This window comes from Neolewinella aurantiaca (genome assembly GCF_008014675.1).
Taxonomy (GTDB): Bacteria; Bacteroidota; Bacteroidia; order Chitinophagales; family Saprospiraceae; genus Neolewinella; species Neolewinella aurantiaca.
Genome location: NZ_VOXD01000064.1, coordinates 1 through 9,276, shown reverse-complemented (window position 1 = coordinate 9,276; position 9,276 = coordinate 1). Strand labels below are relative to the sequence as shown.

Below are 9,276 nucleotides of genomic sequence, written 5' to 3'. Positions count from 1 at the left end.
GGTACTTGGACTTGATCCCGGGAGAGTAGGTCGCCGCCAATTTATGAAAGCCTCGCTGCAACTTTGCAGTGGGGCTTTCTCCGTTTATACCCGTTCCTCAGCATTTATGCTGAGAAAAGCTATTGCCGGTTCCCCTAAACCCTCCCGACAAACGAGACGTCCTATAAAAGGTAGACGCTTTTCTTACCAACTGTTCCTCAGCATTTATGCTGAGCAGAAAAGAGCACCGGCTCCGCCCAACACACTTTGCACCTGCGGCCGCGCCCGGCAATACCGCTAACCTTGATTAACTAAGATTATCAAAGGCTAACTCTTCTCTCTGCTACCTTTGGGAGCACACTGAACGCGTCCAGAGATGAAAATACGAGCCTTGTTTTTTCTGATTACTATTCTTTGCTTCTCCTGTGAGGTGAGCAAGGGGCCTATATCCAGGATTTACACCACCTCGCCGTATCCTCCACTGTCTGAATTGCCGATGAAGGACGACGTCTATGCAGATCAGACTTACTCCAGACTGAAACCATCGTATTCGTTTCTGGACGAGGTAGACCTGTTTACTTTTTCCTACGAAGTAGAGGGCCACATCGTGCTTGGCTACGGAGCCAGGCCGAAGGGACAATCCCGCTTACCAACGATTATTTACAGCAGGGGAGGAACCTACGAGAACGGTCGCTGGAACTACGGCACCGCGGCCGTCCGCCTGGGAGAACTGGCCGCGCGGGGCTATACGGTATTAACCTACGAATACGGCCAATCGATAAACGACGTAGCTGCCGACGAAATGGGCGGCTATGATACCATTTACCTTTCCACACTCATCGAGCTGGCCGGACAGGTCCCCGGCGCAGACCGAAAGAAAATTGGTCTCTACGGTTGGAGTCGGGGAGGGATGATGACCTTTCAGGCGCTGCGGGAAGAATTTCCGCAAGTAAAGGCCGCTGTGGTGGGTGGAGCTCCTACCAACTTCAGGGCCTTACTCGAAGACAGACCCCTATTCGATCCCATTTTCCAGAAAATGATTCCGGGATATGCCGAAAACAGGGAAGAAGAGCTCTCGCACCGCTCGGCAGTTGACTTTGTCGGCGAACTACCGGAAGATGTACCGATCCTGATCCTCCACGGAGAAGCGGACAATAAGGTTCGGGTAGAGCAAGCGCAGGAACTTGCAGCCCTGCTGGAAGAAAAGTCCCTCCCGCATCAGTTACTGGTTTATCCGGGAGGGGATCACGGGATTAGCGGACAACGGAAAGACGTACTTGAGAGTGCTGACGCATGGTTCCGGGCGTACCTGAAGTAGGTTGACTACGGGTTTCCGGCCCGGCGCCGCTAAGTAATGCTATGTTTCCCTGAAATTATTACCCTTCCGGAGACCGGAACTCCTTCAGAGCGGAGATTGTACCGGATGAGGTGGCCGAAGATGCTTTGGCCGCTGCGTTGAAATGGCTGCAAACGGACAAGCGGATTAATTCAGGAATCTAACGGATGAACTTGTTACCTTGCATTCTATGCAACCAAGCTCAATAATCATGCTTGGCGCCACCGGCGCCGTCGGCGGCGAAGCGCTGAAAACCATCCTGCAAGATCCTCGTGCCGAAAAAGTAACGCTTCTGGGGCGGAGGGAAGTCCCCGATATGCCAGCCGGCCGGGTTACGCAGCACATGATTGACATCTTCACTCCTTCGTCTTACGACGGCCTCATCGAGGGGCATGAAGCAGCAGTTTGTACCCTGGGGGTTGGTGAGGCATCTAAAGTCTCCAAAGAAGAGTTTGAACGGATCGATAAGCTGGCGGTGATTGATTTTGCCAAGGCCTGTAAAGCGGCTGGCGTGAAGCATTTTGAACTGCTGGCATCCGTAGGCATCAACTCAAGCTCGGCAAACTATTACCTCCGGATAAAAGCGGAACTGGTGGAAGCGCTTCAAGTGCTCAATTTCGAGCGCCTCAGCATTTTCAAGCCTTCGATGATCATGACTCCAACCAACCGCTATGGTTTTACGCAGGGTGTAGCCCTTGCCGTGTGGCCGGTGCTGGACAAGCTCTTCTTCGGCGGCGCACGTAAGTATAAAGGTATTAAGGTCGCTGACCTGGGCGGAGCTATGGCGCGGAACCTGTACCGTGCGGGCAAAGGCTATGAAGAATTACAGTGGAACGAATTTCAGGACCTTAAACCATGTACTTAATGGAAGTTAAGTTAGCGCTGAGAACTTCAGACCAAGGGTCTTTGGTAACGGTCTTGGTCGAACCAATTGGGGAAAGCAGGTGGAAGCTTCTGGAAGTGAATCCGCTGGTGGAGAAGTTCACCTACGCCGCCGAATTGGTTACCAGGGAGGGGCCGGACGGGGTACACGAATTACTTGAGGTTGCCGAGTCTACGGATTTTGAGCATTGGGGAACAATGCTGCCCACTTTTTACAAACGGGATAAATTGCCGGAAGTCGCGCGGGACTTTGTGGCCGCGGGTGGCTTTTGGCAGATCACGCTGGGCGGTATTCTCTCCGTAGCCATCCCTAAAGGGTACCACAAAACGATTGATGAACTGACGGCTTCGTGGGGGATTATTCCTTCGTCGTCAGGCCGGGAAGATTGAAAATGGGAATGGCCAGCAGGCAAAGTGAAACAGATTCTGCCGTAGGTATAGTCGGAGTAAAACTCCTCTACCGGTGCTTTTTAACAACTTTCCCTGCACCTGCGGCCGCGCCACAGATGCTCTTGCTTACTTCTCCAGGACCTCCTTCAGGTAGCCAGCGGTGTAGCCCTCTCCGGAATCGGCAAGGGCTTCCGGCGTACCCTGGAAAACAATATGCCCGCCGTCGCGACCACCCTCCGGGCCGAGATCAATCACCCAGTCGGCGGATTTGATGACGTCCATATTATGCTCGACGACGAGGACGGTATGCCCGCGCTCCACCAGTGCGTTCAGCGCGGTAAGCAGGATCGCAACGTCGTGGAAGTGCAGGCCCGTCGTCGGTTCGTCGAAGATGAAGAGGATGTGCTCGCCTTTTTTCTCGCGGGTCAGGAAACTGGCCAGTTTTACCCGCTGGGCCTCTCCGCCGGAGAGCGTGGACGACGACTGGCCGAGGGTGATGTAGCCCAGGCCGACGTCGAGCAGCGGCTGTAGCTTCTTTACCAACTTGGCTTCGTCCTTGAAGAACTCGACGGATTCTTCCACCGTCATGTCCAGGATTTCGGTGATGTTTTTACCGTTGTACGTCACGTCGCGGATTTCGCGCTTAAAGCGCGCGCCGTTGCATTCTTCGCAGACCAGACGGACATCCGCCAGGAACTGCATTTCTACCGTCTGCTCGCCCTCGCCCTTGCAGGTGTCGCAGCGTCCGCCGTCGACGTTGAAACTGAAGAAGCCGGGTTTGTAGTCCCGGATCTTGGCGAGCTGTTGGCTCGCCATCAAGTTACGGATGTCGTCGTATGCCCCGACGTAGGTCACCGGGTTGGAACGACTCGATTTTCCGATCGGACTCTGGTTCACCATCTCCACGGCGGTGAGTTGCTTCACGTCGCCCGTGAGGCCGGAGAAACTGCCCGGTGCCTGACTGCTGCCTTCACCGAGTTCGCGGCGCAGGGCGGGGTAGAGGATGCCTTTGATCAGGCTCGTCTTGCCGCTGCCGGATACCCCGGATACGACCGTAAGGGCATTCAGCGGAATTTTCGCGTCTACCTTTTTAAGGTTGTGCATCCGCGCACCTTCGATGTTGAGCCAGTTGGTCAGTCGGCGGCGCTGTTCGGGCACGGGGACAAACATACTGCCGTCCATATACTTCGTCGTGAGGCTCTCCGGCGCTGCTTTGTGGATATCTTCGTAAGGACCGGCAAAAACAATCTCTCCGCCGTGAACGCCGGCTGCGGGGCCTACGTCGATCAGATAGTCTGCTTCGGCAATTACGCCTTCCTCGTGCTCGACGACCAGGACGGTATTGCCCAGGTCGCGTAGCCGTTTCAGTACGGCCACCAGCCGTTCGGTATCGCGGGGGTGCAGGCCTACGCTCGGCTCGTCCAGGATGTACATCGAGGCGGTCAGGTTGCTGCCCAGTGTCCGGGTAAGGTTGATGCGCTGGCTCTCGCCGCCGGAGAGCGTATTGCTGAGGCGGTTGATGGTCAGGTAGCTCAGCCCCAGGTCCATCATGCTCTGGATGCGGTTGTTGATCTCCAGTAGAAGCCGCTTGGCGATGGTCGCGTCGTGCTCGTTGAGTTCGAGTTCCTGAAAGTGCTTTTGGAGCAGGTCGATGGGCAGGTCGATCAGGTCGGTGATCGGGTGGCCGCCCACTTTCACGTAGTCTGCTTCGCGGCGCAGCCGCGAGCCCCGGCAGGTATGGCAAATCGTGCGGCCGCGGTAGCGGGCGATCATGATGCGGTTCTGGATTTTATACAGCTTCTTACCGAGATCATCGAAGAAGTCGGTGATGCCCTTGGCGTGTTTGTTGCCGTCCCACAGCTCACGCTTTTGCTCGCGGGTGAGGTCAGCGTAAGGCGTATGTACTGGGAAATCGAAACGGTTGGCAACGCGCAGGAAATCTTTTTGCCACTGGCCGAAGGTGCTGCCGCTCCAGGCGGCCACCGCGCCGTCGTAGACTGACTTGGAGGGGTCGGGCACGACCTTGTCTTCATCAATTCCCATCGTACGGCCGAAGCCCTCGCAGGTGGGGCAAGCGCCAGATGGGTTGTTGTAGTTGAAGAGCTGGGGCGTGGGTTCCTGGAAGAGAATGCCGTCCAGCTCGAAGCGGTTATTCCAGGCCGTCCAGTTGTCGGCGTCGACGTAGACCACCACTTCTCCGCCACCTTCGCCGAAGCTCGTGCCGACGGAGTCGGCAATGCGTTTGTTGTTCTCTTCGTCGCCCGGCTTCACGACAAAACGGTCGATGAGGACCATCATTTCTTCCTCTTTGGTCAGTTCGGCGAGGGTTTTGGCCAGGGCGGGCGGGTTGCTTTCCAGCAGGTCGTCGATTTGGGTTACCTCGTCGTTGGCCATTACGCGGGTGTAGCCTTTTTGCTGCAGGAGTTCGAGTTCGCGGCGCAGCGTCCGGTCGTCGAACGTACGGGGCAGGGGAGCGTAGAGGTGGACGCGGCTGCCTTCGTCCATACTGGTGATGTGGTTAACTACGTCGGTAACGGAGTGGCGCTTCACCTCCTCGCCGCTGATGGGGCTGTAGGTGCGTCCGGCGCGGGCGTAGAGGAGGCGGAAGAAATCGTAGATTTCCGTCAGTGTTCCTACGGTAGAGCGGGCATTGGCCGTTGTGGTTTTCTGCTCGATGGAGATGGCCGGGCAGATGCCCCGGATGTAATCCACCTCCGGTTTCTTCATCCGCATCAGGAACTGCCGGGCGTAGCTGCTCAGGCTCTCCACGTAGCGGCGTTGGCCTTCGGCAAACAGCGTGTCCATGGTTATGCTCGACTTGCCGCTGCCCGATACGCCGGTCACCACCACGAGTTGGTTCTTTGGTATCGTCAGGTCCACGTTCTTCAGGTTGTTGGCGCGGGCGCCTTTGATGAAGATCGAGGTGCGGAGGTCGGCGCTGGAATGATCGTTGTTCTTGGACAAGAGAGAATGAATTGAGTAATATTTAGGAAGGCGAATGCGCGCGTTCCCCTCTCCCCCGGCCCCTCTCCTCGGGAGAGGGGAGACGGCTCCGGCAGGAAAAATGCAACACCTACAACACCGGATATATCACGAGTACCATACTACTGCATTGATTAAGTACTACATTACTATTGAGGGCGCGGCCGCGGGATGCAAAGTTAGAATGAAGGAGCAGGGTTCGGGGTTCAGACCGATTTGCTCTTTTTCATACGACCGCAAAAATAGTTTTAAAAATCTGAAATGACACGGATATGTTGTGGTTTGTTGGTGGGCTTTCGACCTCCGGCTTACCGTTTGTACCGTTGAATCGCCTCCGCCTGAAGGCGGACGAACAACAGCTTGAAAGCTGCCGAACGGTCAGCACCGTTCGGCAGCCCTTCAGGCTGCTGTTCCACGGACTTCAGTCCGTGCTGTAGGTGTAGCGGATATTATTAGGTTAATCCCCTGCTTATTAACCTCCCCCCGCACCCGCGCCCGCGCCTGAAGAACATTTACTTCATGAGATGTAAGAGAAGAAAAAAACTTGTCTTATGTTTTGCGTTTAAGTGCTTACGAAACGACCTGAAATGGCAGAATTTGAAAATGATAAAGTGTTCATAATCAGTTTTTTAAAGTCGGTATAGTTGATTTTATCTGCCTGTTTTCATGCTTTTGAAACTTGTTTTTTGACCCAAGAATTTTTAGGTGGCCACTTTACTTTTAGGTTGGCTAATTTGAACAACATCTAAAACAACAATGGGAAAATTCCCCTTCTACCCTCAAATGGACAGTATGGACTGTGGTCCGGCCTGCCTCCGAATGATCCTGCAACACCACGGACGGTATTTCCCCTTGCCCTGGCTGCGCTCCATTTCCTTCATCAGCCGGGAAGGGGTGAGCCTGAAGGGCATCGGTAAGGCGGCGGAACGTACGGGCTTGCGCAGCATGGCGGTGAAGATTCCGTTTGGCGGCAAATCTGATGCGCCCTGCCTACTGAATGCTCCTTTCCCGCTCGTAGCGCACTGGAACCAGAACCACTTCGTCGTCGTCCACAAGGCCAATGAGAAGTTCGTTTGGGTCGCCGATCCCGCTGCCGGAAAACACAAATTGCCGAAAGCGGATTTCCTGCGCGGGTGGCAAAGCGACGGCGACCGGGGAATTGCGTTGCTGCTGGAACCCACGCCTTCCTTCTACGAACAGGAAGCTCCACCGACGGACAAGCTGAGCTTTCGCTTCGCCCTAAATTACCTACGCCCTTACAAACGCCTGGGCTGGCAACTGGCGATCGGCCTCGGGCTGAGTTCACTGATCTCGCTGTTGTTTCCGTTCCTCACCCAATCTATCGTTGATACCGGCATCGTTAACCAGGACATCGGTTTTATCTACCTCATCCTGATCGGTCAACTGGTATTATTTGCCACCCAAACTACCGTACGCTTCATCCAGAGTTGGATTCTGCTGCACGTCGGTACCCGGTTGAACGTCTCCCTCATCAGCGATTTCCTCGTAAAGCTGATGAAGCTGCCCCTCGGCTATTTCGACACGAAGATGACCGGCGACCTGTTGCAACGCATCGGCGACCACCGGCGGATCGAATCCTTCCTGACCCAATCTACCTTGGGCGTCATCCTTTCGGTCTTCAACCTGATTGCTTTCAGCATTGTGCTGCTTTATTATTCAACTACGATCTTCCTGATCTTTGCTGTTGCGTCGGTATTGTATTTCGGATGGATCGCTTTCTTCCTCAAGCGCCGCAAGGAGATCGACTACCGCGCCTTTCAGGAGCACAGCCGGACGCAGGACTCCCTGATCGAGATCATTCAGGGGATGCCGGAGATTAAACTCCAAGGCAGTCAGCTAAAACGCCGCTGGCGCTGGGCTGAGATCCAAGCCAAGTTGTTCCGGGTGCAGATGAGTGCGCTCCGGCTAGGGCAGTGGCAGGAAGCCGGCGGCTCGTTTATCAACCAGTCCAAGGACATTCTGATCACGGTCATCGCCGCTACCGGCGTAATCAAAGGGGACCTGACGCTGGGCATGATGCTGGCCATCCAGTACATCATCGGCCAGTTGAACGGCCCATTGGCGCAGATGATCAACTTCATCCGCTCTGGACAGGATGCAAAGATCAGCCTAGAACGCTTGGGAGAAATCCACGCCCAGGCGGAAGAAGACGGCAGTGATATGGGCATCAGCAAAACCGTTCCCCGCGTAGGTGACCTGGAGCTGGACGACGTCTCCTTCCGCTACAACGCCATTGAAGACGATGTGCTGAAGAACGTAAGCCTGACCATCCCGCAAGGAAAGGTGACTGCCATCGTCGGCACCAGCGGGAGTGGTAAAACGACCTTATTAAAACTGCTACTCGGATTTTACCCCACCACCGAAGGTGCCATCCGCGTAGCCGGAACGGAGATTAACCAACTCGACCAAAACGCCTGGCGCGAACACTGCGGGGTAGTGATGCAGGACGGCTTCATCTTTTCCGACACCATCGCCAACAACATCAGCGAAAGCAGCGACTTTCCCGACACCGAACGGTTGGACCACGCCCTGCGGGTAGCCAACATCGAAGGATTTGTCCGCTCGCTGCCGCTGGGCGTCAACACCATGGTCGGCGCGCGGGGCAACGGCGTTTCCCAGAGGCAGCGACAGCGTTTGCTCATCGCCCGCGCTGTTTATAAAAACCCCGACTACCTCTTCCTCGATGAGGCCACCAATTCGCTGGACGCCAACAACGAACGTGAGATCATCGACCAACTCGACGAGTTCTACGCGGGTAAGACCGTGGTCGTGGTGGCTCACCGCCTGTCCACTGTTTCTCATGCTGATCAGATCGTTGTGCTGGAACGAGGGGAAGTCGTGGAAATTGGTAGCCACCAAGAGCTTGTTGCTGCCAAGGGGGCGTACTATACTTTGGTTAAAAATCAGTTGGAGTTGGGGAGTTAAGTCTCCCCGAGAAATGGGAGAACTCGCCTGTCGAATTCTTTTTTGCTCACAGCCTTACCGGAGGAATTATACTTTGCAAACGCCCATTAAAAAGGATCATATTACCATCATGACACAGCAAAAAAGTTCGCCAGTCGAGTTCGGATAACCTATAACAAATGCCAGAATTAACAACACAAAATCACCAGTTCCGAGCGTCCGCCATCCAGGACATGATGGGCAAGCCACCCGGCTGGCTGCTGAACTCCGGCATCATGGCCATCGCCCTTGTGTTCCTGGTCGGCCTTGGCCTCACCGCCCTCATTCGCTATCCGGAGAAGGTGGAGGCTCCTTTCCTGTTACAAACAGAAACGATTCCTTTGGCGCTGCACGCGGGTGCAATGAACGTTATCGACACCGTCTTCACCCAAAACGATGCCCCGGTGACGGCGGGCGATACCCTCCTCATCTTCCGGAGCGAAGCAGATTGGCGACCAGTCAAAGCCCTCGACCACTGGCTGACCACCGTAGAACAAGACCTATATATAAGGTCTCAAGAAAAAACCGGAGAAAAGACGGCTACGATACTCCAACACCTATCACACTTCCAACGTCTGCCTCGCCTATCACGTCTCCCCTCTCCCGAGGAGAGGGGCCGGGGGCAGGGCTAACGCATACTATCTAGAAAAACTTTATCACGGGCCTTATCGGACCACATCGCTCGCATTCGTTTATGCTTAACACCAGCTTTACTGGGTCCATCAGCGTGTAAATTGATACTC

6 protein-coding genes are annotated in these 9,276 nt (G+C 55.1%); 5 read left to right on the top strand and 1 reads right to left on the bottom strand.

Annotation, left to right across the window (positions count from 1 at the left end; genetic code table 11):
• Positions 1 to 370: 370 nt before the first annotated feature.
• From FUA23_RS21730 to FUA23_RS21720, 3 genes are all read left to right on the top strand, one after another.
• Complete coding sequence (locus tag FUA23_RS21730) at positions 371 to 1,297, top strand: alpha/beta hydrolase family protein (RefSeq protein ID WP_187271184.1); 927 nt, start codon at positions 371 to 373, stop codon at positions 1,295 to 1,297.
• 208 nt (positions 1,298 to 1,505) lie between these two features.
• Positions 1,506 to 2,180, top strand: coding sequence for an NAD(P)H-binding protein (locus FUA23_RS21725; RefSeq protein ID WP_147932886.1), 675 nt, complete (start codon positions 1,506 to 1,508; stop codon positions 2,178 to 2,180).
• Positions 2,180 to 2,587: a hypothetical protein gene (locus tag FUA23_RS21720; RefSeq protein WP_147932885.1), complete on the top strand. Its 408-nt coding sequence runs from the start codon at positions 2,180 to 2,182 to the stop codon at positions 2,585 to 2,587. Before FUA23_RS21725 ends, FUA23_RS21720 begins: the two co-directional genes overlap by 1 nt.
• 126 nt (positions 2,588 to 2,713) lie before the next feature.
• On the opposite strand, the gene uvrA is transcribed toward FUA23_RS21720, so the two are convergent.
• Positions 2,714 to 5,551: an excinuclease ABC subunit UvrA gene (gene uvrA, locus FUA23_RS21715; protein WP_147932884.1), complete on the bottom strand. Its 2,838-nt coding sequence runs from the start codon at positions 5,549 to 5,551 to the stop codon at positions 2,714 to 2,716.
• Between the two features lie 774 nt (positions 5,552 to 6,325).
• Here uvrA and FUA23_RS21710 point away from each other — a divergent pair.
• Both FUA23_RS21710 and FUA23_RS21705 read left to right on the top strand, forming a co-directional pair.
• Positions 6,326 to 8,515, top strand: a complete 2,190-nt coding sequence (locus FUA23_RS21710; RefSeq protein WP_147932883.1) for a peptidase domain-containing ABC transporter — start codon at positions 6,326 to 6,328, stop codon at positions 8,513 to 8,515.
• 158 nt (positions 8,516 to 8,673) lie between these two features.
• Entirely contained in the window at positions 8,674 to 9,165 is a 492-nt protein-coding gene (locus tag FUA23_RS21705; RefSeq protein ID WP_147932882.1) for a hypothetical protein, read from the top strand.
• The last annotated feature ends 111 nt before the right edge of the window (positions 9,166 to 9,276 follow it).

Excerpts from the sequence above, each read along its gene's own strand:
- FUA23_RS21725 (WP_147932886.1), top strand. The coding sequence starts at position 1,506 with ATGCAACCAAGCTCAATAATCATGCTTGGCGCCACCGGCGCCGTCGGC.
- FUA23_RS21720 (WP_147932885.1), top strand. The coding sequence starts at position 2,180 with ATGGAAGTTAAGTTAGCGCTGAGAACTTCAGACCAAGGGTCTTTGGTA.
- FUA23_RS21710 (WP_147932883.1), top strand. The coding sequence starts at position 6,326 with ATGGGAAAATTCCCCTTCTACCCTCAAATGGACAGTATGGACTGTGGT.
- FUA23_RS21705 (WP_147932882.1), top strand. The coding sequence starts at position 8,674 with ATGCCAGAATTAACAACACAAAATCACCAGTTCCGAGCGTCCGCCATC.